This window comes from Kitasatospora sp. NPDC056531 (assembly GCF_042794375.1).
Taxonomy (GTDB): Bacteria; Actinomycetota; Actinomycetes; order Streptomycetales; family Streptomycetaceae; genus Kitasatospora.
The window spans coordinates 51,390-76,724 of record NZ_JBHTTU010000040.1 but is presented as its reverse complement, the minus strand read 5'-3'; the positions used below and the strand labels follow the sequence as shown (position 1 = coordinate 76,724).

Annotated in this window: 21 protein-coding genes and 1 rRNA gene; 13 read left to right on the top strand and 9 right to left on the bottom strand. The window is 73.1% G+C overall.

Going from position 1 to position 25,335, the window contains the following annotated elements:
* The 3 genes from rrf to ACFQ87_RS28365 form a co-directional block, all read left to right on the top strand.
* Positions 1-83 (top strand): 5S ribosomal RNA (rrf, locus tag ACFQ87_RS28375); the annotation flags it as partial.
* 168 nt (positions 84-251) lie between these two features.
* Positions 252-659 carry a YciI family protein gene (locus ACFQ87_RS28370; RefSeq protein ID WP_380613678.1) on the top strand — a complete coding sequence of 136 codons (408 nt, stop codon included), beginning with the start codon at positions 252-254 and terminating at the stop codon, positions 657-659.
* An 8-nt stretch (positions 660-667) separates the two neighbouring features.
* The gene (locus ACFQ87_RS28365) at positions 668-1,813 is read left to right on the top strand and encodes an RNA polymerase sigma factor (protein ID WP_380613677.1); all 1,146 of its coding nucleotides are present in this window, start codon (positions 668-670) and stop codon (positions 1,811-1,813) included.
* Positions 1,814-1,845: 32 nt separating this feature from the next.
* Here ACFQ87_RS28365 and ACFQ87_RS28360 read toward each other — a convergent pair whose 3' ends face one another.
* The 5 genes from ACFQ87_RS28360 to ACFQ87_RS28340 form a co-directional block, all read right to left on the bottom strand.
* A complete protein-coding gene (locus ACFQ87_RS28360) occupies positions 1,846-3,156 on the bottom strand; it encodes a DUF58 domain-containing protein (RefSeq protein ID WP_380613676.1) in 1,311 nt (436 codons plus the stop codon).
* A gap of 109 nt (positions 3,157-3,265) precedes the next feature.
* Positions 3,266-4,222, bottom strand: a complete 957-nt coding sequence (locus ACFQ87_RS28355) for an AAA family ATPase (protein ID WP_380613683.1) — start codon at positions 4,220-4,222, stop codon at positions 3,266-3,268.
* Positions 4,223-4,293: 71 nt separating this feature from the next.
* On the bottom strand, positions 4,294-5,514 hold the full coding sequence (locus ACFQ87_RS28350; RefSeq protein WP_380613675.1) for a DUF4350 domain-containing protein: 1,221 nt from the start codon (positions 5,512-5,514) through the stop codon (positions 4,294-4,296).
* Entirely contained in the window at positions 5,511-6,209 is a 699-nt protein-coding gene (locus ACFQ87_RS28345) for a DUF4129 domain-containing protein (protein WP_380613674.1), read from the bottom strand. Before ACFQ87_RS28345 ends, ACFQ87_RS28350 begins: the two co-directional genes overlap by 4 nt.
* Before the next feature lie 5 nt (positions 6,210-6,214).
* Entirely contained in the window at positions 6,215-7,372 is a 1,158-nt protein-coding gene (locus ACFQ87_RS28340) for a hypothetical protein (RefSeq protein ID WP_380613673.1), read from the bottom strand.
* 286 nt (positions 7,373-7,658) lie between these two features.
* Here ACFQ87_RS28340 and mtrA point away from each other — a divergent pair, with 286 nt between their 5' ends.
* From mtrA to ACFQ87_RS28325, 3 genes are all read left to right on the top strand, one after another.
* Complete coding sequence (gene mtrA / locus ACFQ87_RS28335; RefSeq protein ID WP_030283937.1) at positions 7,659-8,336, top strand: MtrAB system response regulator MtrA; 678 nt, start codon at positions 7,659-7,661, stop codon at positions 8,334-8,336.
* A 124-nt stretch (positions 8,337-8,460) separates the two neighbouring features.
* Positions 8,461-10,443, top strand: a complete 1,983-nt coding sequence (mtrB, locus tag ACFQ87_RS28330; protein ID WP_380613682.1) for an MtrAB system histidine kinase MtrB — start codon at positions 8,461-8,463, stop codon at positions 10,441-10,443.
* On the top strand, positions 10,418-12,277 hold the full coding sequence (locus tag ACFQ87_RS28325) for an LpqB family beta-propeller domain-containing protein (protein ID WP_380613672.1): 1,860 nt from the start codon (positions 10,418-10,420) through the stop codon (positions 12,275-12,277). The genes mtrB and ACFQ87_RS28325 overlap by 26 nt, the downstream gene beginning before the upstream one ends.
* 68 nt (positions 12,278-12,345) lie before the next feature.
* Here the strand turns inward: ACFQ87_RS28325 and ACFQ87_RS28320 are convergent, their stop codons facing one another.
* Complete coding sequence (locus tag ACFQ87_RS28320) at positions 12,346-13,068, bottom strand: ComF family protein (RefSeq protein WP_380613671.1); 723 nt, start codon at positions 13,066-13,068, stop codon at positions 12,346-12,348.
* Between the two features lie 369 nt (positions 13,069-13,437).
* On the opposite strand from ACFQ87_RS28320, the gene hpf reads away from it, so the two are divergent.
* Both hpf and ACFQ87_RS28310 read left to right on the top strand, forming a co-directional pair.
* On the top strand, positions 13,438-14,133 hold the full coding sequence (gene hpf, locus ACFQ87_RS28315; RefSeq protein WP_380613670.1) for a ribosome hibernation-promoting factor, HPF/YfiA family: 696 nt from the start codon (positions 13,438-13,440) through the stop codon (positions 14,131-14,133).
* 252 nt (positions 14,134-14,385) lie between these two features.
* The gene (locus ACFQ87_RS28310) at positions 14,386-15,144 is read left to right on the top strand and encodes a response regulator (RefSeq protein ID WP_380613669.1); all 759 of its coding nucleotides are present in this window, start codon (positions 14,386-14,388) and stop codon (positions 15,142-15,144) included.
* A 10-nt stretch (positions 15,145-15,154) separates the two neighbouring features.
* Here the strand turns inward: ACFQ87_RS28310 and ACFQ87_RS28305 are convergent, their stop codons facing one another.
* Together ACFQ87_RS28305 and ACFQ87_RS28300 are read right to left on the bottom strand one after the other, a co-directional pair.
* Positions 15,155-16,369 carry a winged helix-turn-helix domain-containing protein gene (locus tag ACFQ87_RS28305; protein WP_380613668.1) on the bottom strand — a complete coding sequence of 405 codons (1,215 nt, stop codon included), beginning with the start codon at positions 16,367-16,369 and terminating at the stop codon, positions 15,155-15,157.
* Positions 16,370-16,453: 84 nt separating this feature from the next.
* The gene (locus tag ACFQ87_RS28300) at positions 16,454-17,011 is read right to left on the bottom strand and encodes a GNAT family N-acetyltransferase (RefSeq protein WP_380613667.1); all 558 of its coding nucleotides are present in this window, start codon (positions 17,009-17,011) and stop codon (positions 16,454-16,456) included.
* A gap of 242 nt (positions 17,012-17,253) precedes the next feature.
* On the opposite strand from ACFQ87_RS28300, the gene secA reads away from it, so the two are divergent.
* Entirely contained in the window at positions 17,254-20,016 is a 2,763-nt protein-coding gene (gene secA / locus ACFQ87_RS28295; protein WP_380613666.1) for a preprotein translocase subunit SecA, read from the top strand.
* A gap of 77 nt (positions 20,017-20,093) precedes the next feature.
* Here secA and ACFQ87_RS28290 read toward each other — a convergent pair whose 3' ends face one another.
* Positions 20,094-20,543, bottom strand: a complete 450-nt coding sequence (locus ACFQ87_RS28290) for an Rv3235 family protein (protein WP_380613665.1) — start codon at positions 20,541-20,543, stop codon at positions 20,094-20,096.
* 319 nt (positions 20,544-20,862) lie between these two features.
* On the opposite strand from ACFQ87_RS28290, the gene ACFQ87_RS28285 reads away from it, so the two are divergent.
* The 4 genes from ACFQ87_RS28285 (at position 20,863) to pruA (ending at position 25,141) form a co-directional block, all read left to right on the top strand.
* Positions 20,863-21,954, top strand: a complete 1,092-nt coding sequence (locus ACFQ87_RS28285; RefSeq protein ID WP_380613664.1) for a patatin-like phospholipase family protein — start codon at positions 20,863-20,865, stop codon at positions 21,952-21,954.
* Positions 21,955-22,061: 107 nt separating this feature from the next.
* Positions 22,062-22,571 (top strand): DUF6912 family protein, encoded by a 510-nt coding sequence (locus ACFQ87_RS28280; protein ID WP_380613663.1) that lies wholly within the window; start codon positions 22,062-22,064, stop codon positions 22,569-22,571.
* 116 nt (positions 22,572-22,687) lie between these two features.
* Positions 22,688-23,344, top strand: coding sequence for an HAD family hydrolase (locus tag ACFQ87_RS28275; protein ID WP_380613662.1), 657 nt, complete (start codon positions 22,688-22,690; stop codon positions 23,342-23,344).
* Positions 23,345-23,515: 171 nt separating this feature from the next.
* Positions 23,516-25,141 carry an L-glutamate gamma-semialdehyde dehydrogenase gene (gene pruA, locus ACFQ87_RS28270; protein WP_380613681.1) on the top strand — a complete coding sequence of 542 codons (1,626 nt, stop codon included), beginning with the start codon at positions 23,516-23,518 and terminating at the stop codon, positions 25,139-25,141.
* Positions 25,142-25,335: the final 194 nt, after the last annotated feature.

The window sequence follows — 25,335 nt, the reverse complement described above, 5'->3', positions numbered from 1 at the left end:
ACATTCCGAACCCGGAAGCTAAGCCTCACAGCGCCGATGGTACTGCAGGGGGGACCCTGTGGGAGAGTAGGACGCCGCCGAACAATCATTCAGAAGAACCCCCATCCGGATTCCGGATGGGGGTTCTTCGCGTTTCCGGGTCGTCGGCAGCGAAAAAATCTTGGCCGGTGATGTCGAGAACCCGTGGCCTGCTCCGTCCCCGGGGTGAACGCGGCCACAATGGGTCGCATCAGCACCGAGGGAGAAGCACGATGGCCAAGTACCTGCTGCTCAAGCACTACCGAGGCGCCCCGACGGCGGTCAACTGCGTGCCGATGGACCAGTGGACGCCGGAGGAGGTCACGGCGCACATCAAGTACATGCAGGACTTCGCGGCCCGGCTGGAGAAGACCGGCGAGTTCGTCGACGGCCAGGCGCTGGCGCCCGAGGGAACGTGGGTGCGGTACGACGGCGAGGGGCGTCCGCCGGTCACCGACGGTCCGTTCGCCGAGACCAAGGACCTGATCGCCGGCTGGATGGTGATCGACGTCGACAGCTACGAGCGCGCCGTCGAGCTGGCCGGGGAACTGTCGGCCGCCCCCGGGGCCGGGGGCAAGCCGATCCACGAGTGGCTGGAGCTTCGTCCGTTCCTGGCGATGCCGCCGACCATCACGGAATGACGTCTCCGATGAACGAGGTTCTGATCCGGAGCCTCACCCCGAGCGTGATCGGCGTCCTCGTCCGCCGCGGAGCTGACTTCGCGGCGGCCGAGGACGCCGTGCAGGAGGCGTTGATCGAGGCGGTCCGCGTCTGGGAGGCCGATCCGCCGAGGGACCCCAAGGGCTGGCTGGTCACCGTTGCCTGGCGCAAGTTCCTGGACGCGACCCGAGCGGACTCCGCTCGCCGCAGGCGTGAGGACCTCGTCGACCAGGAGCCGGAGCCCGGGCCCGCGGCCGAGGTGGACGACACGCTCCAGCTCTACTTCCTGTGCGCCCACCCGTCGTTGACACCGTCGTCCGCGGTCGCGCTCACGCTGCGGGCGATCGGCGGGCTGACCACCCGCCAGATCGCCCAGGCCTACCTGGTGCCCGAGGCGACCATGGCGCAGCGGATCAGCCGTGCCAAGCGCACGGTCTCCGGCGTGGGTTTCGAGCAGCCGGGCGATGTCGCCACCGTGCTGCGGGTCCTCTACCTGGTCTTCAACGAGGGCTACTCCGGCGACGTCGACCTCGCTGCTGAGGCGATCCGGCTCACCCGGCAGCTCGCGGTGGCGATCGACCACCCCGAGGTGGCGGGCCTGCTTGCGCTGATGCTGCTTCACCATGCCCGGCGGGCCGGGCGGATCGCGCCGGACGGGAGCCTGGTGCCGCTGGCCGAGCAGGACCGCGGTCGGTGGGACACCGGGTTGATCGCCGAGGGCGTCGGGATCCTGCAGGCGGCCCTGGCCCGCGACCGGCTGGGCGAGTTCCAGGCGCAGGCCGCCGTCGCGGCGCTGCACGCCGACGCGCCCACCGCCGAGGAGACCGACTGGGTGCAGATCGTGGAGTGGTACGACGAGCTCGTGCGGCTGACCGACAGCCCGGTCGTGCGGCTCAACCGCGCGGTCGCGGTCGGCGAGGCCGACGGTGCGCGCGCCGGGCTGGCGGCGCTCGGGGAGTTGGACGAATCGCTGCCCCGCTACACCGCGGTGTCGGCGTACCTCCACGAGCGCGACGGCGATCTGGCGACGGCGGCCAGGCAGTACGCCGAGGCGGCGCACAAGGCGTCCAACCTCGCCGAGCGCGATTACCTGACGTGCCAGGCCGCTCGGCTGAACGCGGGCCGCAACAGCTGAGGCAGCTGACTCAGCTGACCCATCGGGTCAACTCACAGCCGACCGGCGGCCTTCAGTGCCAGGTAGGTGTCGGCCAGCCCCGGGGCGATCCGGCTCGGCGGGGCGTCGAGGACGGTGACGCCGTGTCGGGTGAGCCGGTCGGCGGTGGCGCGGCGGTCGGCGCGGGTCTGCTCGGCGGCGGCGGCGCCGTAGACGGCTTCCAGGGTGCCGCGTCCGGCGGCGAGGACGTCCAGGTGCGGGTCGGCGACCGAGGCGAGGACGACCTCGTGGCGCTTGGTGAGCAGCGGCAGCAGCGGGCGCAGGCCGTCCTCGACGGGCGCCGCGTCCAGGCCGGTGAGTAGGACGATGAGCGAGCGGTGCGGCGCCATCTTGAGCGCCGTGGAGACCAGCGAGCGCATGTCGGTCTCGTGCAGCGCGGGCTCCAGGACGGCCATCGCGTTGGTGAAGGCGGGCAGGATCTCGTTCGCCGAGTTGCCGACCACGGCCGCGCGCTTGCGGGCGTCGTGGGCGAGCAGGTCGACCCGGTCGCCGGCGCGGGTGGCGAGGGCGGTGAGCAGCAGGGCGGCGTCGAGGGCGGCGTCCAGGCGGGGTGCGTCGCCGACCCGGCCTGCCGAGGTGCGGCCGGTGTCGAGGACGACGAGGATGTGCCGGTCGCGTTCGGGCCGCCAGGTGCGGACGGCGACGGTGTGTCGGCGGGCGCTGGCGCGCCAGTCGATGGAGCGGACGTCGTCGCCGGGCAGGTACTCCCGCAGCGAGTCGAACTCGGTGCCCTGGCCGCGGGTCAACACCGAGGTGCGGCCGTCGAGTTCACGCAGTCGAGCGAGCCGGGAGGGCAGGTGCTTGCGGCTGGTGAACGGGGGGAGCGCGCGGACCGTCCAGGGGACGTCGTGGGAGCCCTGACGGGCGGCCAGGCCGAGCGGGCCGTGCGAACGGACCGTCACCCGGTGGGCGTGGTGGTCGCCGCGGCGGCTCGGGGTGAGTACGGAGGTCGCCCGGCGGCGTTCGCCGGCGGGGACGGCGAGGGTGTGCCGGGAGGCCGTCTCGGCGGTGCCGGGGCGCCAGGCGGAGGGGGCCCAGGCGTCGCGGACCAGGGCTCGGAGCGGCCGCCCGGAGGCGTTGGTGACGGTCAGTTCGACCGAGGCGTTCTCGCCGAGTCGGACGGTGGTGTCGCCGCCCCGGTCGATCCGCAGACTGCGGACGGGGGCGGCGAGCACCAGGTCGACCAGGACGGCGAGCAGGACCGCGCCGGTGACGAGTCCGATCCCGGCCCAGGAGGCCAGCAACGGGCCCACGACGAGCGCGCCGAGCGCGGCGAGCAGGGCGGTTCGCCCGGTGAGGGCCATGCGGATGCGCTCCTTCGGAAGCCCGTGGATTCGGAAGCCCGTCGATTCGGCTGCCCGTGGGGCCGGAAGCCCCGGGACGCCGACGGGCGGTGGATCTGAGGGCGGTGGGTCAGCGGGGGGCGGGCGTCTGCGCCAGGACGGCCTGGATGACGGAGTCGGCGGTGACGCCCTCCATCTCGGCCTCGGCGCGCAGCGCGACGCGGTGCCGCAGGGTGGGCAGGGCGAGCGCCTTGACGTCGTCCGGGGTGACGTAGTCGCGCCCGGCCAGCCAGGCCCAGGCGCGCGAGGCCGCGAGCAGGGCGGTGGCGCCGCGCGGGGAGACGCCGATGGACAGCGACGGGGACTGCCGGGTGGCGCGGCAGAGGTCGACGATGTAGGCGAGGACCTCGGGGGAGACGGTCAGCTCGGCGATCTGCGCGCGGGCGGCGGCCAGGTGCTCGGGCCCGGCGACCGGGCGGACGCCGGCAGCGGCGAGGTCGCGCGGGTCGAAGCCGGCGGCGTGCCGAGAGAGGACCTGGAACTCCTGGTCGCGGTCGGGCAGCGGCAGGATCAGCTTGAGCAGGAAGCGGTCCAGCTGGGCCTCGGGCAGCGGGTAGGTGCCCTCGTACTCGACCGGGTTCTGGGTCGCGGCGACCAGGAACGGGACGGGCAGCGCGCGCGGTTCGCCGTCCACGGTGACCTGCCGCTCCTCCATGGCCTCCAGCAGGGCGGCCTGGGTCTTCGGCGGGGTGCGGTTGATCTCGTCGGCGAGCAGCAGGTTGGTGAAGACCGGGCCGGGCTGGAAGGAGAACTCGGCGGTGCGGGCGTCGTAGACCAGCGAGCCGGTCACGTCGCCGGGCATCAGGTCGGGGGTGAACTGGATCCGCTTGGTCTCCAGGCTGAGCGCGGTGGACAGGGTGCGGATCAGCAGGGTCTTGGCAACGCCGGGGACGCCCTCCAGCAGTACGTGGCCGCCGCAGAGCAGCGCCACCACGAGGCCGGTGACGGCGGCGTCCTGGCCGACCACGGCCTTGCCGATCTCGGCGCGCAGGGCGGTCAGGGCCGCGCGCGGGTCGGTGGCGGGGATAGCGGGCGCCGTGGCGGGGGTGGCGGGTGCCGTGCCGGGGGTGATGCGGAGCTGGGCGGTTGCCTGTTCGGTCACGGGTTCCGTACCTGCCTTTCGAGGGCGTCGAGGTCGTCGGCGAGCCGCAGCAGTGCGGCGTCGTCGGTCGGGGGCGGGCCGTACAGCAGGGCCCGGACGTCCCCGGCGGGGTGTGCGGGGAGGCGGCCGGCCACGGCCGCGCAGAGGGCTTCGGGCTCGGGCGCGCCGGCCTGCAACGGGACGCCGAGGGTGGGGGCCAGGCGGTGGGCGGCGGCGCGGCGCAGGGCCTCGGCGGCCCGGCCGCGGGCCTTGGCCCGCCGGTAGAGGCGGGCGCGGCCTTCGGTGGTCTCGGCGGCGCGGACCACCACGGGCAGGTTCTCGCTGACCACCGGGCCGAGCCGGCGCCCGCGCCAGAGCGCGGCCAGGCCGGCGGCGATCGCGAGCTGGTAGAAGGCCCAGTGCCAGCCCTTGGGGAGGTAGTCGTTGAAGGACTTGAGGTGGGTGCCCTCGGCCGGCGGGGCGCTGTAGTCGGGCAGGTGCCAGGTGAGGCGGGGCTGCGAGCCGAGCAGGCCGAGCGCGAGCGAGGCGTTGCCGTCCTTGGCGAGCTCGCCGTTGGTCAGGAAGGTGCCGCTGCCCAGCACGATGACGTCGCCGTCCTCGGTCGGGGTGCTGACCAGCGGGTAGCTGTGGCCGTGCGGGTAGCAGCCCTCGCCGCGGCTGCCGCTGGTGTAGAGCATGCCGCCCATCGAGGCGCTGCCGGCCCGGACGGCCTCGGGGAGCGAGCAGCTCATGTGGGTGCTGCGGACGGGGGCGTACGGAACGCCGCCGTCCTCGTCGGAGGGGCGGATGCCGGGGACGAGCGTGGTGAGGGCGGTCGGGCCGGGGGCGATCAGGATCAGCCGCTTGTGCCCGGCGGCGGCGATGGCGCGCAGCTGGGCCTTGTCGAGCAGGTCGGGCTCGGGCAGCACCAGGGTGTCGGCGCCGCCGGTCGCGGCCGCGGGGTCGGTGGTGAGGTCGGTCTTGAGGCCCTGGTGTTCGAGCAGCGCGACCACGGCGTGGGTGCCGTCGGCGTCGTAGGAGCGCGGGTCGGCCGGCGGGTACCGGTGTCCCCGGCCGAGGGTGGCGATGCAGACGGCGCTGATCAGCAGGGCGACGAGGAAGACCAGGTACCAGCGGGCCCGGCGGAGCAGGCCGCGCCCGGTGGGGGCGAGGCTGGTCGGTGCGGGGGCGGCGGCGGGCTGCTCGGCGGCGGGGGGAGCGGGGGCGGTGCTGGTCATGCGGCTCCTCCCGTGGTCGGAGGGGCGGAGGCCGTGACCGGGGCCTGGGCGAGGGCCGGGCGGGTGCGTTCCAGGGTCCGGTCGAGGTCCAGCAGCAGCTGGTACGCGGCCTGGTCGGCGGTCCGGTCGCCGTAGGCGATGTCGTCGAAGGTACGGGCGGCCGCGGTCAGCGCGGCGGCGTGTTCGGGCAGGGCCCGGCCGGCCTCGGCGGCGGCCTCGTCGGCGGTGCGCCCGGGGCGGGTGTCGAGCAGGGTGCGCTCCTCCAGGGCTCGGACCAGTGCGCGCATCTGCTCGCGGACGGCCTCGGTCCAGCGCCCGGCGGCGGCGTGTCCGGCGGCGTCCGCCCGGTACTGCGCGGCGCTGCGCGGGCCCTCGGTTCCGTACACGCCCAGGACGGTGCGGGCGGCGCGCTTGGGCGCGCCGAGGCGCCACCAGACGGCGGCGGCGATCAGTGCGGCGACGATCAGGAAGAGCACCAGTCCGGTGGTGCCGTCGGTGCCGTCGCCGGAGATGCTGCCGAGCGCGTGGTTGATGTGGTCCCAGAACCAGTCGGTGACCCGTTTCAGGACGGACGGGTCGTTCTTGTGGTACTCGGCGTTGAGCAGCTCCTCGCGGGCGGCGTCGCGGGCCGGGTCACGCGGAACGGTGACCGGGGCGCCGCCGGCGGCGAGGAGCCTGTCCCCCCAGATAGGCATCCGGCTCAGCGCCTCGCCGGGGTCTGGTCGGCCCGGCCGTTCCAGTCGGTGCCGCCCTGTTCGGGCAGGCCGGCGGCGCGGGCGAGCTCGATGTCCAGGGCCTCGCGGCGGATCCGCTGGTCGATGTAGACCAGCACGCCGACCGCGGCCATGAACGGGGTGGTGAGCGCGGAGGCGATGATCCCGGCGACGGCGACCATGACCAGCATGCCGATGGACTGCTTGCCCGGGTCCCCGAGGCCGTCGACGCTGCCGAAACCGAGCACCAGGCCGATGAACCGGGCCGGGATGAGCAGGACCATCCCGACGACCACCGACAGCACCTTGCTCAGCAGGACGATGCCGAAGACCCGCCACCAGGAGCCGCGGACCAGCCGCCGCGAGCGGGACAGCGCCGTCACCACGCCCTGCTTCTCGAGCATCAGCGCGGGGGCGGCCAAGCTGTAGCGGATCAGCAGCCAGCCGGCGACCGGGACGGTCAGCAGGCCGACGAACGCCAGCAGGGCCTCCGTTCCGGGCGTGCCGGAGCCGCCGGCCCGGTAGCCGAGCAGCGGGGTGAAGCCGAGCAGTACCACGCCGGCGCTCATCAGGGTGGTGAGCACGGTGAGCCCGAGCAGCTGCAGCAGCCGGGGACGGGCGTCGCGCCAGGCGTCCCCGGCGGTCACCGGCCGGCCGAGGACGGCTCGGCTGACCACCACGGTGAGCAGTGCGGTGGCGAGCGCGTTGAGCAGCAGCAGCACCGGCATCCGGGCCAGCAGGGTGAGCAGCTGGGTGGAGGCGCCGGTCTTGCCGTTGACCAGCAGCTCGGAGGCGATCGCCCCGGCCTGGTCGACGACGGCGATGCCGAGCGAGAGGGTGAGGGCCGTGCGCCAGTGCCGGCGCACGGTGGTGACGGCTCCGTCGAGCAGTTCGCCGACGGCGAGCGGGCGCAGCGGGATGACCCCGGGCCGGGGGCTGCGCGGGGCGCTCCAGCCGTACGGGTTCGGGCCGCCGGGCGTCTGTCCGCCCCGGGCGGACTGTCCGGGCGGGGTGTTCCAGCCGGGGGTGGCCTGCGGTGGTGCCGACGGTCCGGGCACGGCGGCGGGCGCGTCGGCCGGGGGCCGGGTGCCGTCGCGGGATGGCTCGGACGAGCTGGGCGAGGCCCAGCCCGGAGTGTCGGTCATCACTGCTCCTCGGAGGGCGTCACGGGCGCGGCTCCGGGCGGATCTTTCGCCCGCGCGCGGTGCCCATCGTGCCATGGGGCCCGAACAGGCCCCAGGGGTATCCGGTTGCTGATCGGCAACAGGGCTTTCCGGGAGGTGGGACGGCAGGTTCCGGACCGTTCGGAGGCGCTCCGGCGAGGGTTATTCGCCCGGTATGGCCGGAATGCCCCGGTGGAGGAGTTGGCCGTTGTGGAGCATTGGCACTGCTGTGCGGCAGGTCACAATCCGGTAATGAGAAGATGGACGCATGAAGGGACGCGTCCTCGTCGTTGATGACGACTCCGCACTGGCCGAGATGCTCGGCATTGTGCTGCGTGGTGAGGGTTTTGAGCCGTTTTTCGTCGCCGACGGGGACAAGGCGCTAGCCGCGTTCCGGGAGAGCAAGCCGGACCTGGTGCTGCTCGACCTGATGCTGCCCGGTCGGGACGGCATCGACGTGTGCCGGCAGATCCGGGCGGAGTCCGGTGTTCCGATCGTCATGCTGACCGCGAAGACCGACACGGTCGACGTCGTGGTGGGCCTGGAGTCCGGGGCCGACGACTACGTCACCAAGCCGTTCAAGCCCAAGGAGCTGGTGGCCCGGGTGCGCGCCCGGCTGCGCCGCGCCGAGGAGCCGACCCCCGAGCAGCTGACCATCGGCGACCTGGTGATCGACGTGGCCGGCCACTCGGTGAAGCGGGACGGCCGCAGCATCCCGCTGACCCCGCTGGAGTTCGACCTGCTGGTCGCGCTGGCCCGCAAGCCCTGGCAGGTGTTCACCCGCGAGGTGCTGCTGGAGCAGGTCTGGGGCTACCGCCACGCGGCGGACACCCGCCTGGTCAACGTCCACGTCCAGCGACTGCGCTCCAAGATCGAGAAGGACCCGGAGCGCCCCGAGATCGTGGTGACCGTCCGCGGCGTCGGCTACAAGGCCGGACCCAGCTGACGTGACGGACCGGGCTGACGACACCCCGCCGGGTACCGCGACCGGCGGGGCGGGGGCCGTGCGCGGGGACGTGCTGAGTTCGACCACCCGCCGCCGTCGCGGCCCTTTCGGAGTCTTCGGCCTGATGAAGCGCCAGTTCCGCCGTCCCGTGCACCGGGCGTCCGCGCTGTACCGCCGCTCGATCCAGCTGCGCGTGGTCGCGGTCTCCCTGTTGGCCTCCATCGCGGTGGTCCTGGTGCTGGGCGTGGTCGTGGTGGCACAGGTGCGCACCGGCCTGCTCGACACCAAGATCGACGCCGCCCGGGCGCAGGCCCGGATCGGCTTCCAGGTCGAGCAGAAGAAGATCGACGAGGCCCGCGACCTCAAGCTGCGCAACACCGCCGACCCGACCACCGAGGAGACCGGCACCTGGCTGCTGCGGCAGGTCAACGACCTGGCCGCGAGCGGGCAGACGGTCTACTCGGTGATCGCGATGGCCCCCGGCACCGGTGCCGTCGTCCCGGACACGGCCGGCTTCGCGCCGCGCTACTCGGGCGACATCCAGCCCAGCAGCGTCCCGGACACCCTGCGGGCCAAGCTCTTCGACGAGCCCGGCCAGATGTTCGACCAGCCGACCCGGATCCACCGCTCGCCCGAGAGCGGCGGCAAGAGCGAGCCCGGGCTGGCCCTCGGCATGCAGTTCGTCGGCCCGGCCGGGACCAGCTACCAGCTGTTCTACGTGTTCTCCTTCGGCCAGGAGACCGACACCCTCAACCTGATCACCGGCACCCTGGCGACCGCCGGCGTGTTCGTGGTGATCCTGATGGGCGGCATCGCCTGGGTCGTGGTGCGCCAGGTGGTCACCCCGGTGCGGATGGCCGCCGGCATCTCCGAGCGGCTCGCCGACGGGCACCTGGAGGAGCGGATGAAGGTGACCGGGACGGACGACATCGCCCGCCTCGGCGAGTCCTTCAACCGGATGGCCAACGCGCTCCAGGCGCAGATCCGCCAGCTGGAGGAGCTGTCCCGGGTCCAGCGGCGCTTCGTCTCGGACGTCTCGCACGAGCTGCGCACCCCGCTGACCACGGTCCGGATGGCCGCCGACCTGATCTACGACAGCCGCGAGGACCTGGACCCGATGGCGGCCCGCTCGGCGGAGCTGCTCCAGGGCCAGCTGGACCGCTTCGAGTCGCTGCTGGCCGACCTGCTGGAGATCAGCCGCTTCGACGCCGGCGCCGCGATCCTGGACGCCGAGCCGGTCGACCTGCGCGAGATCGTCGCCCGGGTGGTGGAGGCCGCCGACCCGCTGGCCCAGGCCAAGGGCAGCGCGATCGTGATCCGCGGCGACGGCGAGCCGGTGCTGGCCGAGGTCGACTCCCGTCGGATCGAGCGCATCCTGCGCAACCTGGTGGTCAACGCGCTGGAGCACGGCGAGGGCCGCGACGTCGTGGTCCGGCTGGGCTCGGCCGACGGCGCGGTCGCGGTCGGCGTGCGCGACTACGGCATCGGCCTCAAGCCGGGCGAGGCGTCCAGGGTGTTCCACCGCTTCTGGCGGGCGGACCCGTCCCGGGTGCGCACCACCGGCGGCACCGGCCTCGGCCTGTCCATCGCGGTCGAGGACGCCCACCTGCACGGCGGCTGGCTCCAGGCCTGGGGCGAGCCCGGCGGCGGCTCGCACTTCCGGCTCACCCTGCCGCGCACCCGCGGCGGCGACATCAACCGGGCGCCGTTCCGGTTGGAGCCGGAGGACTCCCGCAACAACCGGGGCCTGGGCGCCTACGGCACGCCGTACCGGCGGGCGATCGCCCCGGCCGGCTCGACCGCGCTGACCGCCGTCGAGGAGCAGGCGGAGGCGCCGGAGGGGCCCGGCAGCGGGTTGGGCAGCGGGCTCGGCGGGGTGCTGAACATCGGCCCCGAGCTGGGCCGGAACCGGCTGCCCGAGGGGCCGCGTTCGGACCCCTCGGACGTACGGACCGCAGGGGCCGGTTACGGCGCCACCGGCGCCCAGGTCATGGTGGACCCGACGCCTGGACGGCCGTCGGTGGCACAGCGGACGGCGGAGCCGGACGTGACGGGTGGGACGGACCTGGAGGGGTCGCAGCGTGCGAAGGACGAGCAGCAGGACTGAGCCGCGGCTCACGGCGGTGGCCGGCGCGGTGCTCGGCGCCCTGGTGGCGAGCGGCTGCGCGGCCATGCCGGACTCCGGCGGCATCACCAAGGTGGAGCTGTCCCAGGGCTCGGCCGACAAGAACCTGCAGGCCAGGGTCTACCCGGTGGCGCCCGGCAAGGGCGCCAAGCCGCGTGAGCTGCTGACCGGGTTCCTGGACGCGGTGACGGCCGACGAGGGGTACGACACCGCGCGCAAGTACCTCACCGAGAGCGCCGCCGCGAGCTGGAACCCGGAGGCGGGCATCCAGGTGCTCGCCAGTACGACCATCAAGGAGCCCGGTCAGGCCGTCTCCGACGCCGACACCACGGTCTCCGAGACGGTGACCGGGCAGATGGTCGCCACGGTCGACGAGAAGCACTCGTACCTGCTGGTCGCCGGGCAGAACAACAACGCCTCCTCCGACTTCACCTTCGTCCGGGAGAAGGACGGCGAGTGGCGGATCGACACGCTGCCGCCGGGCGTGATCATGAACGAGACCAACTTCCGGAACAGCTTCCGGCAGGTCGAGCGCTTCTTCTACACCGCCCCGGACCCGTCCTCCGGCAACGGCGGCCAGGAGGTGCTGGTCGCCGACCCGATCTACCTGCGGCGCCGGATAGACCCGCTGACCGCGGCCGCCAAGGCTCTGGTCGCCGGACCCTCGAACTGGCTCTCGCCGGTGGTCCGGACGGCCTTCCCGGCCGGCGCCTCGGTCGACAAGGTCAGCATCGACGACAGCCGGGCGGCCCACGTGCAGCTCGGCGGGGCGGACCTCGGCGAGCCGACGGCCTGCCGCCGGATGGCCACCCAGCTCTTCTACACCCTCGCCGACCAGGGCAAGGGCCAGGTCGAGCGGCTGGAGCTGAAGGGGCAGCGCGGCTCCTGCACGGCCAGCCGCACCGACGCGCCCGCCACCGGCCCGGGCGCCCTGACCGCCCAGACGTCCGTCCAGTACTACCAGCGCTCCGACAACGGCGTCCTGATGGCGACCGACGACGGCCGCACCGGGGACCCGGTGCACGGCGTGCTCGGCAAGCCGCAGACGAACCCGGCCGCCCAGCCGAGCTCCGTCGCGGTCAGCCGGGACGGCTCCTGGGCCGCCGCGATCAGCGCGGACGGCCGCCAGCTCTATTCGGTGGCGCTGTCCGACAGCACCGTGGCGATGCCCGAGCCGCTGCTCAGCTCGCCGGTGAAGGCGGGCAGCAAGGACGAGGGCCTCGCTTCGCCCAGCTGGGACGGCCGCGGCGACCTGTGGGTGGTGGACCGCAACCCGCAGGGCCCCCGGGTGGTCATGGCGCGCGGCAACAAGTCGTACACCGTGCCGGTCGAGGGGCTGACCGGGCAGACCGTGCAGGCGCTGCGGATCTCCTCCGACGGCACCCGGGTCGCCCTGGTGGTGAAGTCCCCGGGCGTGGCCACCAGCTCGCTGATGTTCGGCCTGGTGGTGCACGGCGGCACCGCGGCGGCGCCGACCGCGAAGATCACCGGGCTGCGCCGGGCCGCGCCCTCGCTCACCGACGTGGCCTCGGTGTCCTGGGCGGAGAGCGACCAGCTGCTGGTGCTCGGCAACGAGGCGGACCGCCCCAAGCAGCTGTACTACATCAGCACCGACGGCTCGCAGAGCACGGACAGTCAGCTGCAGGGCGGCCTCGGCATGCTGAGCGTCTCGGCCTCGGAGTCCCGGGGGGATAGCCTGGTTCCGGCGCCGCCGGTGCTCGCGGTGGCCGAGGGCAAGGTCTACCGGCTGGTCAACAACCAGTGGCGGGAGGCCCAGTTGCTGGACAAGGCCCGCTCCTTCTTCTACGCGGGCTGACGCGCGACCAGACGTACGGCTCGACGCGCGGCCGGCGCGAGCCCCGGCCTGACGCACGCTCCGACGGATCAGCCCTCCGGCCGCACCGCGGTGGCCGCGACCGTGGCGGCCGCCCGGGCCGGCAGTCCGGCGTCGGCCAGCGCCCTGGCGGCCTCGGCCAGGCTCGCACCGGTCGTCACCAGGTCGTCCACCAGCACCGGCTGACGGTCGGCCAGGCCGCGTCGGGCGCGCGGCAGGACGGTGAGTGCCCCGTGCAGGTTGCGCCGCCGCTCGGCCGCGTTCAGCCCGGTCTGGTCGGCGACCGGACGGACGTGCCGCAGCAGCGGCGCCGCCCGGGCGTCCAGGCCGGCCAGGCGCAGCGAGCGGGCGGCGGCCCCGGCCAGCCGCAGCGTCGGGTCGTGGCCGCGGGCGCGGACGGCCGCACGGGCCGAGGGCATTGGGACCAGCAGCAACGGCGCGGCCCCGGCCCGGGCTCCCAGCGCGGAGCGCACCGCCCGTCCGAGCGCCTCCCCGAGCGGCCCGGCCAGCCGCAGCGCGCCGCGTTCCTTGTGCGCGAGCAGCAGCTGCCGGACCGGGTCGGTGTACGGGGCGGCGGCATGCGCCCAGGGCAGCAGGGTGGGGCCGGGACGGGCGGTGGCCAGCGTGTGCCGGCAGGCCGGGCAGAGCTGGGTGCGCTCGGTGCCGCAGCCCGCGCAGTCGGCGGGGAGCAGGACGTCCAACAGCCCGGACAGTGCGTGGGCGAAGGGTGCCCGGGCGGACGGCGGAGGGGTGGGGGAGGGGGTCGGCGACACGGCTGCTCCTGGCGGCGGCAGACACGGAGAGTCAGCAAAGGATGCGCCGTATGGGGGGTGTTGTCTAGGTATTTACCCATACTTCACTCGCAGGAGGGTAGACAGGGTGCAGCAGTTTGACCGCCCGCCCGCAGTATCGGGTCATACCCACTTCCTGGCCTGGGGAGGCGAAATCCCCGCGTGAGGTGTTCGATAAGGCTCCAGGGGGTTTCAACCGTCCCTGATGGGGAGGAAGTGAGATGAGGGCCAGTCGTTTCCGCCGCTGGCGGCGGGGGCGGGGGGCCGGCAGTGGATGGGCTGGTCCAGCTGGAGCTCAGTCCGGTCCGGTAGCACCCGGATCGGCGTCAGCACGAGGGATCGGAGTTCTGCGTGGACATCGTCGTCAAGGGCCGCAAGACCGAGGTGCCCAAGAGGTTCCGCGAGCACGTGGCCGAGAAGCTGGAGAAGGTCCAGAAATTCGACGGCAAGGTGATCAGCCTCGACGTCGAGGTGTCCAAGGAGCACAACCCGCGGCAGGCCGACCGGTCTGACCGCGTGGAGATCACTCTCCGTACCCGGGGCCCGGTGATCCGGGCCGAGGCCGCCGCCGCCGACCCGTACGCGGCGCTCGACCTGGCGTCGGCGAAGCTCGACGCGCAGCTGCGCAAGTCCGCGGACCGGCGTCGGGTGCACAAGGGCGGCGCGAACGGCCGCACCCCCATCAGCGTCGCCGAGGCGACCGCGGCCCTGGCCGCGCTGCCGTCGACGACCGCGACCGAGGGCGAGGCCAACGGAGCCGTCCGCAAGACCATGATGGGATCCCTGGAGGTGGAGGGCGAAGGCCCGCTGGTGGTCCGGGAGAAGACGCACTCGGCCGCCCCCATGGCGCTGGACCAGGCGCTCTACGAGATGGAGCTGGTCGGCCACGACTTCTACCTGTTCGTGGAGAAGGACAGTGGCCTGCCGAGCGTCGTGTACCGCCGACACGGCTACCACTACGGTGTCATCCACGTGCAGCCCGACATGGCGGCCGGCGTGGCCAGCGGCGCGGGCGGTGCGATCGGTCGGTCCGACGACGAGGACTGACCGTCTGAGCAGTGATGGAGGGGTGACCCCGGCGGCAGCGGCCGCCGGGGTCACCGGCGTTCGGCGGCGGGGCCGGCCGTACGGTGGGGCGGGGCGGGTCGGGCGCCGCGACCGGACGGGTTCGAACGGTGCTCGGGCGCACTGGGGTCGAGGGGTCACCCGATGCGGGGGAATCGGCGCCGGAGGGTGACCGTGGCGACGGCGGGGCGTGGAATGATTGGCGGACGACGACCCGCGAAGGGGGAGGAGCGGATGGGGGATCACTTCGGGCTGGGGCCCGGTGCGGGGCCGGTCGCCGGGCTGCCGCCGGGGCCGGAGGAGGAGCCCGCGTACGCGCCGCGCCGGGGTGAGCCGATCCGCGTGCTGGTGGTGGACGACCACGCGCTGTTCCGCCGGGGGCTGGAGATCGTGCTCGCGGAGGAGCCGGACATCAAGGTCGTCGGCGAGGCCGGGGACGGCGCCGAGGCGGTGCTGAAGGCCGCCGACCTGCTGCCCGACATCATCCTCATGGACGTCCGGATGCCGCGTCGCAGCGGGATCGAGGCGTGCACGGCGATCAAGGACGTGGCGCCCAGCACCAAGATCATCATGCTGACGATAAGCGACGAGGAGGCTGACCTCTACGAGGCGATCAAGGCGGGGGCCACCGGCTACCTGCTCAAGGAGATCTCCACCGACGAGGTCGCCACCGCGATCCGCGCGGTTGCCGACGGGCAGTCGCAGATCAGCCCGTCGATGGCCTCCAAACTGCTCACCGAGTTCAAGTCGATGATCCAGCGCCGCTCCGACGACCGGGACCTGGTGCCCGCACCCCGGCTCACCGACCGGGAGTTGGAGGTGCTCAAGCTGGTGGCGACCGGGATGAACAACCGGGAGATCGCCAAGGAACTGTTCATCAGCGAGAACACGGTGAAGAACCACGTGCGCAACATCCTGGAGAAGCTCCAACTGCATTCCAGGATGGAGGCGGTGGTGTACGCGATGCGGGAGAAGATCCTCGAAATAGGGTGAGCCGGGGCCGCTACTCGGCGAGCAGCTTCTCCAGGGCCGGGCGCAGCCGCTCGTCGTGCAGCGCCCCGACCCGCACGGTGTCGCAGCCGACCCAGGCGGCGGCCTCGCGCAGGGCGGTGGCCAGCGCCTCGACGTGTCGGGCGCCGGATCCTCGGTCGCCGGTCAGCGAGACCTGGCGGGCGACCAGGGTGCGCCCCTCCCTCGCCGGGTCGACCCGGCCGACCAGGCGACCGCCGGTCAGCAGCGGCATCGCGAAGTAGCCGTGCACCCGCTTGTGCTTGGGGGTGTAGGCCTCCAGTCGGTGCGTCATGCCGAAGATCCGCTCGGTGCGGGCGCGGTCCCAGACCAGGGAGTCGAACGGCGAGAGCAGCGTGGTGCGGTGGCGCCCGCGCGGGGTGGTGGCCAGCGCGGCCGGGTCGGCCCAGGCGGCGGCGTTGCCGCCGTCCGGTCCCCAGCCGGCGACCTCGACCGGGACCAGCCCGCTGTCCGCGAGCACCGGGTCCAAGTCCTCGGCGCGCAGGCGGTGGTAGTCCAGCAGGTCGGCCCGGGTGGCCACGCCGAGCGCGGCGCCGGCCTGGGCGACCAGGGTGCGCACGCACTCCCGGTCGGACCGGTCCTGCCCGAACAGCGCGTCGGGGACGGCCTGTTCGGCCAGCGCGTAGACCCGCTTCCAGCTCCGTCGCTCGGTGCAGACCACGTCGCCGAAGGCCAGGGCCCGTTCGACCGCGATCTTGGTGTCGGACCAGTCCCACCACTCGGCGGTCCTCTTCGCCCCGCCGAGCTCGGTGGAGGTCAAGGGCCCCTCGGCGCGCAGCTTGTCGAGCACGGCCCGGTACGTCTCGGGCGCGACCTGGTGGCCCCAGAGGTGGCCGCGGTCGCGGTAGCGGCGGCGCCGGAAGGCGAACAGCGGCCACTCCTCGACCGGCAGGATGCAGGCCGCGTGCGACCAGTACTCGAAGCTCGCGCCCGCGCCCCAGTACGCCGCCTCGACGGCCGGGCGGCCGATCGCGCCGAGCCGGGCGTACGGCACCAGCTCGTGCGAGCGGGCCAGCACCGAGATGGTGTCCAACTGGACGGCGCCCAGGTGCCGCAGCACCCCGCGCACCCCTGCCCGGCGGTCCGGTGCGCCCATCAGGCCCTGGGCGCGCAGGGCGATCCGGCGGGCGTCGTCGGCGGCCAGGACGGTGACGGGGGTGGGGGTGCGGTCGTCGGCTGCGGCGGTCATGCCGGCGAGCGTAGTCGGGGGCACCGACAGCGGGCCCGGGCCGGGGCTCGGGCTCAGCGCGGGTCGGGTTCCGTGCGGGTCCGCTCAGTCCAGGTCGGACGGGAGCAGCGAGGCGACCCAGGAGTCCTGGAAGGCGCCGCGTTGGTCGGCGTACGAGCGCAGGGTGCCCTCGTAGCGGTAGCCGACCCGCTCGGCGACCGCGCGGGAGCCGTCGTTGCCGACGTAGGCGAGCCACTGGAGGCGGCGCAGTCCGAGGTCGGTGAGGGCCCAGCGGGCGACCGCGCGGGCCGCCTCGACGGTGTAGCCGCGGCCGCGCTGCTCCTTCACCGTCCACCAGCCGACCGAGGCGGCGCTCGGGTCGCCGGCCTTGCGGACGACCGCCTGGGCGCCGACCAGCCGCCCGGTGTCGCGTTCGACCACGCACCAGATGAATTCGCTGTCCTTGCCCAGGCCCTCGGGGGCCAGGGTGCGTACGAAGAACTCCGCGTCCTCGCGCCGGTACGGGACCGGCACGACCGTCCAGCGCTGGATCTCCTCGTCCTGGCATGCCGCGAAGATCGCGTCGATGTCGGATTCCTGCGGGGCCCGCAGGACCAGGCGGTCGGTGGTGAGGGTGGCGAGTTCGCCGCGGGGTTCGCCCATGAACGGATTATTTCGCCGATCGGGGAATGCGGGCATCCGAATATGTGGCCAACTCCCGGACCCTTCGACCGTTTTGTCCCGGTGGACGGTGCTATCGGTCCATGTGCTCGGTCGGGTGACACGGGAATACCGTGCTGACGCACCTCCCGGCGCATTGGACTCCTCGCATACGATGGCCCGTGCGGTGGGGTGGACCCGCCGTGCAGTCGTCCAGTGCCAATACAGGCAAGGAGCCCGCTCAAGTGTCCGTCTTCGACAAGATCCTGCGCGCCGGCGAAGGCAAGATCCTTCGCAAGCTGCAGCGGATTGCTGCCCAGGTCAACTCCATCGAAGAGGACTTCGTCAACCTCACCGACGCCGAGCTGCGCGCGCTGACCGACGAGTACAAGCAGCGGCTCGTCGACGGCGAGTCGCTGGACGACATCCTCCCCGAGGCGTTCGCCACCGTCCGCGAGGCCGCCAAGCGCGTGCTCGGCCAGCGGCACTACGACGTCCAGCTGATGGGTGGCGCGGCCCTGCACTTCGGCTACGTCGCCGAGATGCGCACCGGTGAGGGCAAGACCCTCGTCGGCACCCTGCCCGCGTACCTGAACGCGCTGACCGGCAAGGGCGTCCACCTGATCACCGTCAACGACTACCTCGCCGAGCGCGACTCGGAGTGGATGGGCCGGGTGCACCGCTTCCTCGGCCTCGAAGTCGGCGTGATCCTGGCCAACATGACGCCCGTCGAGCGCAAGCGCCAGTACGCGATGGACATCACGTACGGCACGAACAACGAGTTCGGCTTCGACTACCTGCGCGACAACATGGCCTGGTCGAAGGACGAACTCGTCCAGCGCGGCCACAACTTCGCGGTCGTCGACGAGGTCGACTCGATCCTCATCGACGAGGCCCGCACCCCGCTGATCATCTCCGGCCCGGCCGACCAGGCGACCAAGTGGTACGCCGACTTCGCCAAGCTGGTGCTGCGCCTGAAGATCGACCGCGACTACGAGGTCGACGAGAAGAAGCGCACCGTCGGCATCCTGGAGGAGGGCGTCACGCGGGTCGAGGACTACCTCGGCATCGACAACCTCTACGAGTCGGTGAACACCCCGCTCGTCGGCTTCCTGAACAACGCCATCAAGGCGAAGGAGCTGTACAAGAAGGACAAGGACTACGTCGTCATGAACGGCGAAGTCATGATCGTCGACGAGCACACCGGTCGTATCCTGGCCGGCCGCCGCTACAACGAGGGCATGCACCAGGCGATCGAGGCCAAGGAGGGGGTGGAGGTCCAGAACGAGAACCAGACCCTGGCCACCATCACCCTGCAGAACTTCTTCCGCCTGTACGACAAGCTGTCCGGCATGACCGGTACCGGCACCACCGAGGCGGCCGAGTTCCACCAGATCTACAAGCTCGGCGTGGTGCCGATCCCGACCAACAAGACGCCGCTGCGCATCGACCAGCCCGACCTGATCTACAAGTCGGAGCCGGCCAAGTTCGCCGCCGTGGTCGAGGACATCGCCGAGAAGCACGAGAAGGGCCAGCCGGTGCTGGTCGGCACCGTGTCGGTCGAGAAGTCCGAGTACCTGTCGCAGGAGCTGCGCAAGCGCGGCATCCCGCACGAGGTGCTGAACGCCAAGCACCACGAGCGCGAGGCGCAGATCGTCGCGCAGGCCGGCCGCAAGGGCGCCGTCACCGTCGCCACCAACATGGCCGGCCGTGGCACCGACATCATGCTCGGCGGCAACCCGGACCACCTCGCGGCGGCCGAGCTGGCCCAGCGCGGGCTCTCCGCGGGCGACAACCCGGAGGAGTACGAGGCCGAGTTCCCGGCCGCTCTGGAGAAGGCCAAGGTCTCGGTCAAGGCCGAGCAGGATGAGGTCAAGGAGGCCGGTGGCCTCTACGTCCTCGGTACCGAGCGGCACGAGTCCCGCCGGATCGACAACCAGCTGCGCGGCCGCTCCGGCCGCCAGGGCGACCCGGGCGAGTCCCGCTTCTACCTGTCGCTGGGCGACGACCTGATGCGCCTGTTCAAGGCCGGCATGGTCGAGCGCGTGCTCTCGATGGCCAACGTGCCCGAGGACGTGCCGATCGAGTCCAAGATGGTCACCCGCGCGATCGCCTCCGCGCAGACCCAGGTCGAGCAGCAGAACTTCGAGATCCGCAAGAACGTCCTCAAGTACGACGAGGTGCTCAACCGCCAGCGCGAGGTCATCTACGGCGAGCGCCGCCGTGTGCTGGAGGGCGAGGACCTGCAGGAGCAGGTCGGCCACTTCATGGACGACACCGTCGAGGCCTACGTCAAGGCGGCCACCGGCGAGGGCTTCGAGGACGACTGGGACCTGGACAAGCTCTGGTCCGCGCTCAAGCAGCTCTACCCGATCACCCTGGACCTGGAGGAGCTGGAGGAGGAGGCCGGCGGCAGCGCCGGGCTGACCCCCGAGTTCCTGACCAAGGCCATCCAGGAGGACATCCAGGCCCAGTACGGCGCCCGCGAGGACCAGCTCGGCGAGGAGATCATGCGCGAGCTGGAGCGCCGGGTCGTCCTGTCGGTGCTGGACCGCCGCTGGCGCGAGCACCTCTACGAGATGGACTACCTCCAGGAGGGCATCGGCCTGCGGGCCATGGCGCAGCGCGACCCGCTGGTCGAGTACCAGCGCGAGGGCTTCGACATGTTCACCGCGATGATGGAGGGCATCAAGGAGGAGTCCGTCGGCTACCTGTTCAACCTGGAGGTCCAGGTCGAGCAGCAGGTCGAGGAGGTCCCGGTCGAGGACGCCCAGGTGGTGCTCGACAAGCTGGAGAAGGACGCCGCCCGCCCGGAGATCAAGGCCAAGGGCCTGGAGGCCCCCAAGCCCCAGCGGCTGCACTACACGGCCCCCTCGGACGAGGTCGGCGGCGGTGTCGTCGAGGGCGACTTCGAGGACCTGGCGCCGGAGGACGAGGGCGACGGGCTGACCCGCGCCGAGCGCCGCAAGGCCGCCAAGTCCGCCAAGGGCCGCCGCCGCAAGGGCTGAGCCCGCTGAAGGACGCCGGACAGGGCGCCGCACCCGCACGGGGGCGGCGCCCTGCGCCGTCCCCGGGCACCGCGTGGTCATCGGGCCTCCACGGCGGTGCACTGCCACTGCCCGGCCGGGCCGCGCTGCTCCAGCCGGAAGGCCACCATGTGGTGCCGCCGGCCGAGGTCGACCCGGACGCAGGCCTCGACCGCGTCGGGCGAGGGGGATCGGTCGTGCACCGGGCCGAGCCGGGGCCGGTCGGCGGGGCCCCCGCGGCGCAGCACGCCGACCCGGACCAGCGAGGCGAGCTGCCCGTAGCCGTCCAGGCTGGTGTGCCGCATCAGCTGGCCGGAGGGCCGGGCACCGGTGAGCACCTCGACCAGCTGGTGGGCGAAGCGGGCGGCGAGCGCCCGGGGGTCGTGCTCGTGGGGTGCCGCGGCGGCGGTGCAGGCGGCGCGCGGCCGACGCGGTCGGCGCCCGGCCGGGTCACAGTCCCCGAAGGCGCGGACGCGGCGGTGCGGGCGGGCGGTGAGATGGGCGGTCACGGTGGCTCCCGGTACGGGTGGTGCGGGTACGGACTGTTCCAGGCTGGCGGCGCCGCACGCGGGGCGGCAACGTGTTTCCCGGCCGCCCGCGGCCCGGCGCGAAGTTCACCTATCCGGGTGAATCGACCAATGCGGCGACGGACCGTGCGGGCCGTCGGGCGGCGCCCCGGTTGACGCGTGGGGACGGTCCGCACGGTCCGAAAGGGGACGCCCCGGTACGGCGGATCGGGTGGTTCTGCCCGGGCCTCCCGTTGCCCGGCCGGCCGTCCGCGGGCACCATCGGAGCCTGATCCGTTCCCGACGACGACGGGCGGCCGGGATGACGACAACCGGAATCACGACACGGACGGCGGCGGCCCCGACCGCCACCGCCGGGGGTGCGCCCCGGCGCGGCCTGGTGCTGGGCGGCGGCGGGATGCTCGGCGCGGCCTGGACGGTCGGCGCGCTGTGCGCCGTCGAGGAGGTCACCGGACGGCCGCCGGGCGGGGCGGACGTCCTGCTCGGCACCTCGGCGGGCGCGATCCTGGCCGCGATGCTGACCGGCGGCGTGCGCCCCGAGCAGCTGCGCGCCCACCAGTGCGGCCTGCCGATCACCGAGGGCCCGCTGGCCGGGGTGGCCTTCGACTACGGCACGGCGGTCGGCGGGCCGCTGCCGCCCCGCCCGCGGGCCGGGATCGGCTCGCCGGACCTGCTGCGGGACGCCGTCCGGCACCCGCGCGAGTACCCGCTGCTGACCATGGTCTCGGCGATGGCGCCGCACGGCCGGGGCTCGCTGGCGCCGGTCGGCGAGCTGGTGCGCGACCTGCTCGGCCCGGGCGGCTGGCCGGCCCCGGGAACGGCCGAGCCGGGCCCGGCCGCCTCGCCGCTGCGCGTGGCCGCCGTGGACTACCGCAGCGGCCACCGGGTGGTCTTCGGCGACCCGGACGCCCCGGCCGTCGCCGTCGCCGACGCCGTGATGGCCTCCTGTGCGATTCCCGGCTGGTTCGCGCCGGTCCGGCTGAACGGTTCGGCGTACGTGGACGGCGGCTGCTGGTCGGCCACCAGCGCCGACCTGATGCTCGGCCGCGGCCTGGAGGAGGTGTACGTGCTCGCCCCGATGGCCCTGCGGCTGGACCCGCGCGCCGAGCGCTCCGAGCGCGGCACCCTGACCGCGCTGCGCGAGTGGCGGGACCGGGACCGCCCGCGCGGCGTGCTCGCCCAGCTGGTCAGCCGCTACCGACGGGCCGTCACCCGGCAGCTGCTGCGTGAGGCCGCGCTGTTGCGGGCCGAGGGCGTGCGGGTGCGGCTGCTCGCACCGACCCTGGCCGACCTCGCGGTGATGGGCCCGAACATGATGGACCCGGCCCGTCGGGGCGAGGTGCTGGAGAGCGGCCTGCGGACCAGCCGGGAGGCTCTGCGGGCCGCACGCTGATCGGGGTGGAGGGTGATCACGGCCGGCCCGGCTGAGCTTATTCTTGGGGCGCTGGAGAAGCTGTGCCGCTGGACGAACCCCGCTGGACGAACCGGAGAGTGCCACCGATGCGCGTGTACGTGCCCACCACCCTGACCGGCCTGGCGGCGGCGCACGAGGGCGGCGCCCTGGAGCAGTCCGCGGCGTACGCCGTGACCCCCGCGCTGCGCGAGTGGTACGTCAGCGACGACCTGGAGGAGCTGGAGTACGCGGCGCTGAACCGGGCCGCCCAGTCCTCGCTGCGGCTGCTGGCCGCCGACCCGCAGGCCCCGCGCCGGCGGGTCGTGGTGGCGCTGGACGTGGCCGACTCAGCCGTGCGGCCCTTCCCCGGTGACGAGTACCAGGACCAGGCCTCGCTGGGCCGGGTGGTGCTGGCCGGCCCGCTGAAGCTCGCCAAGGCCGCCTCGGTGCACGCGGACGTCGCCGACGACGAGGTGGTCGCGGACGTCACGGCGGCGGTGGCGGCGGTGGCCGCGGCCGACGCGGGCGACCAGGACGCCCAGTTCACCGTGGACGGCGCCGAGGACCACGACCTGCTCTGGTTCGCGACCCAGGAGATCCCCTCGCTGCTGGCCTGAGTGAGCGAGCGAAGCATGGGGGTCCCCCCGGCCGAAGGCTGGGGGAGAACCACCGAGAGGTGCGCGTGAGCCCGGTCCTACCGGTGTGTCGTCCGTCCGGGTTACCGTTTGAACCCGTGCGCACTCACATTGTTTGGGACTGGAACGGCACCCTCTTCCACGACATGGACGCGGTCCTCGGCGCGAGCAACGCCGCGTTCGCGACCATCGGCGTCGGGCCGATGACCATGCAGCAGTACCGCGAGCAGTACGAGATCCCGATCCCGCGCTTCTACCAGCGGCTGCTCGGCCGGATGCCCTCCCAGGAGGAGTGGCTGAAGCTGGACGACGCGTTCCAGGACCGCTACCGCGAGCTCAGCCCGGCCTGCGGTCTGACCGACGGCGTGCTGGAGCTGCTGGAGGGCTGGCAGTCGGCCGGGCACAGCCAGTCCCTGCTGTCGATGTACACGCACGACAAGCTGGTCCCGCTGGTCGAGTCCTTCGGCCTGACCGGCCGCTTCCTGCGGGTGGACGGCCGCAGCGGCCCGTCCGGCGGCCAGAAGGCGGAGCAGCTGAGCAGGCACCTGACCGCGCTCCGGAAGCGGGTGGACCCGGCCCGTACGGTGCTGATCGGCGACGCCGCGGACGACGCCCTGGCGGCGCTGAGCGCGGGTGCCCACGCGGTGCTCTACACCGGCGGCTCGCACACCCGGGAGAAGCTGGAGCCGGTCGGCGTCCCGGTGGTGGACAGCCTGGCCGAGGCGGTCGAGCTGGCGGGCCGGTTGGCGGGCTGAGCCGCCGGCGGGCCGGACGGCCGAGCCGCTGTTCCGACGGCGGACGTGGCGGGCGCCACGTCCGCCGTCGGCGTGTCTGGACGGGCGGATCCGCCGGGCCCTGGTCAGGCTGGGGGTGACACCAGTGGAGAGACAGCCCGCAGCAGCCAGCAGGACGGAGCGGCCATGCCCATCGACGCAGTCACCGAGGTGCCGACCCCGGTCAACGAGCCCGTGCTGGCGTACGCGCCCGGCAGCCCGGAGCGGGAGCGGCTGGTCCGGCGGCTGGACGAGCTGGCGGCCGAGCAGATCCCGCTGCCGATGACCGTCGGCGGCGAGCAGCGCTTCGGCAGCGGCGAGCGGATCGACGTCGTTCAGCCGCACCACCACGCCGCCAAGCTGGGGGTGCTCGGCAACGCCACCCGGGAGGACGCCCGGGTGGCGGTGGACGCGGCGCTGGCGGCCGGGCGGCAGTGGCGCTCGCTGTCCTTCGACGACCGCGCGGCGGTCTTCCTGCGCGCCGCCGACCTGCTGTCCGGGCCCTGGCGGGAGACGCTCAACGCGGCCACCATGCTCGGCCAGTCCAAGACCGTGCAGCAGGCCGAGATCGACTCCGCCTGCGAGCTGATCGACTTCTGGCGGTTCAACGTCCACTTCGCCCGCCAGATCCTGGCCGAGCAGCCGAGCTCCTCCCCGGGCGTGTGGAACCGGGTGGACCACCGGCCGCTGGAGGGCTTCGTCTACGCGATCACCCCGTTCAACTTCACCGCGATCGCCGGGAACCTGCCCACCGCCCCCGCGCTGATGGGCAACACCGTGCTCTGGAAGCCCGCGCCGACCCAGACGCTGGCCGCGCACCACCTGATGCGCCTGCTGGAGGCGGCCGGCCTGCCGCCCGGGGTGATCAACCTGGTCACCGGCGACGGCCTGCAGGTCTCCCCGGTGGCGCTCGCCGACCCGGCGCTGGCCGGGCTGCACTTCACCGGCTCCACCGCCACCTTCCAGTCGCTGTGGCAGACCGTCGGCGCGAACATCGGCGGCTACCGCAGCTACCCGAGGATCGTCGGCGAGACCGGCGGCAAGGACTTCCTGCTGGCCCACCCCTCGGCCGACCCGGAGATCCTGAAGACCGCCATGATCCGCGGCGCCTTCGAGTACCAGGGCCAGAAGTGCTCGGCGCTCTCCCGCGCCTACCTGCCGCGCAGCGTCTGGCTGAGGATCAAGGACGACTTCCTGGCCGAGGTGGACGCCCTCACCGTGGGCGACGTCACCGATCTGTCCAACTTCATGGGCGCCCTGATCGACAAGCGGGCCTTCGAGAAGAACCGCATCGCGATCGAGCGGGCCAAGGCCGACCCGACCGTCGAGCTGGTGGCCGGCGGCCAGTACGACGACGCGATCGGCTGGTTCGTCCGCCCGACCGTCCTGGTCTCCTCCGACCACCGGGGCGAGATCTTCCGCACCGAGTACTTCGGCCCGATCCTCGCGATCCACGTCTACGAGGACTCCCGCTGGGAGGACGTGCTCGGCCGGGTCGACTCCGGTGCCCCCTACGGCCTGACCGGCGCGGTGATCGCACAGGATCGTTACGCCATCGCCCAGGCCGTGGAGGAACTGCGCTTCACCGCCGGAAACTTCTACATCAACGACAAGCCCACCGGCGCCGTCGTCGGCCAGCAGCCCTTCGGCGGCTCCCGGGCCTCGGGGACCAACGACAAGGCGGGTGCCGCCCAGAACCTGCTGCGCTGGACCTCGGCCCGCGCGATCAAGGAAACCTTCGTCCCGCCGACCCACCACGGCTACCCGCACATGGGCTGAGAGTGAACATGAGACTCCGGTTTGGACATGCTGTCCAGGACGGACCCGACATCCTTCGGGTTTGCGCCTCCCTGTCCCTGTGCACCTTCGATTGATCCGGTTAGGCTGGCTGGCGTCGTCGGGTGGCTTGCAGGACGAATGGGTCGTCCTACCCACTGTTAGGACGTTTCATGCGTGCCATGAGCCCCTTTCAG

Coding starts and splice junctions, on each gene's coding strand:
- ACFQ87_RS28300 (WP_380613667.1), bottom strand. CDS start 17,011: ATGGGCGAACCCCGCGGCGAACTCGCCACCCTCACCACCGACCGCCTG.
- mtrA (WP_030283937.1), top strand. CDS start 7,659: ATGAAGGGACGCGTCCTCGTCGTTGATGACGACTCCGCACTGGCCGAG.
- ACFQ87_RS28310 (WP_380613669.1), top strand. CDS start 14,386: ATGGGGGATCACTTCGGGCTGGGGCCCGGTGCGGGGCCGGTCGCCGGG.
- ACFQ87_RS28340 (WP_380613673.1), bottom strand. CDS start 7,372: ATGACCGACACTCCGGGCTGGGCCTCGCCCAGCTCGTCCGAGCCATCC.
- ACFQ87_RS28280 (WP_380613663.1), top strand. CDS start 22,062: ATGCGCGTGTACGTGCCCACCACCCTGACCGGCCTGGCGGCGGCGCAC.
- ACFQ87_RS28345 (WP_380613674.1), bottom strand. CDS start 6,209: ATGCCTATCTGGGGGGACAGGCTCCTCGCCGCCGGCGGCGCCCCGGTC.
- ACFQ87_RS28285 (WP_380613664.1), top strand. CDS start 20,863: ATGACGACAACCGGAATCACGACACGGACGGCGGCGGCCCCGACCGCC.
- mtrB (WP_380613682.1), top strand. CDS start 8,461: ATGAAGCGCCAGTTCCGCCGTCCCGTGCACCGGGCGTCCGCGCTGTAC.
- ACFQ87_RS28305 (WP_380613668.1), bottom strand. CDS start 16,369: ATGACCGCCGCAGCCGACGACCGCACCCCCACCCCCGTCACCGTCCTG.
- ACFQ87_RS28350 (WP_380613675.1), bottom strand. CDS start 5,514: ATGACCAGCACCGCCCCCGCTCCCCCCGCCGCCGAGCAGCCCGCCGCC.
- ACFQ87_RS28370 (WP_380613678.1), top strand. CDS start 252: ATGGCCAAGTACCTGCTGCTCAAGCACTACCGAGGCGCCCCGACGGCG.
- ACFQ87_RS28360 (WP_380613676.1), bottom strand. CDS start 3,156: ATGGCCCTCACCGGGCGAACCGCCCTGCTCGCCGCGCTCGGCGCGCTC.
- ACFQ87_RS28365 (WP_380613677.1), top strand. CDS start 668: ATGAACGAGGTTCTGATCCGGAGCCTCACCCCGAGCGTGATCGGCGTC.